This is a genomic window from Corallococcus praedator (assembly GCF_003612125.1).
Taxonomy (GTDB): Bacteria; Myxococcota; Myxococcia; order Myxococcales; family Myxococcaceae; genus Corallococcus; species Corallococcus praedator.
The window spans coordinates 1-497 of sequence record NZ_RAWI01000875.1 but is presented as its reverse complement, the minus strand read 5'-3'; the positions used below and the strand labels follow the sequence as shown (position 1 = coordinate 497).

The window sequence follows — 497 nt, the reverse complement described above, 5'->3', positions numbered from 1 at the left end:
CTCTCGAATGGCACTTCCTGGTGCGCGTACGCACCCAGCGTCGTCTCCCGCACCTGCGCCAGCAACTGCCGGAAGCTCTCCTCCGGCTTCAGCTTCGCCCTCAACACCAGCGTGTTCACGAAGAAGCCAATCAGCCCCTCCGTCTCCGCCCTCGTGCGGTTCGCGATGGCAGAGCCCACGCTCACGTCCTCCTGCCCCGCGTACCTCCCCAGCACCGCCTGGAACGCCGCCAGCAGCACCATGAAGGGCGTTGCGTTCTCCCTCTGCGCAAGCCCCTTCACCGACTCCCACAACGCCCTCGGCCACTGCACCGGCCTCGTGTCTCCCCGGTACGTCTGCACCGCCGGACGCGGCTTGTCCGTCGGCAACTCCAGCGCTCGCGGCGCTCCCTCCAGCCGCTGCTTCCAGTAGCCGAGCTGCGCCTCCAGCACTTCGCCCTTCAGCCACTCCCGCTGCCACACCGCGTAGTCCGCGTACTGCACCGGCAACTCCGGCAG

The 497-nt window shown here is 68.4% G+C and carries 1 protein-coding gene; it reads right to left on the bottom strand.

Going from position 1 to position 497, the window contains the following annotated elements:
* Positions 1–497: condensation domain-containing protein (locus D7Y13_RS42220; RefSeq protein ID WP_244222481.1), on the bottom strand; the 497-nt coding region annotated here is incomplete at both ends.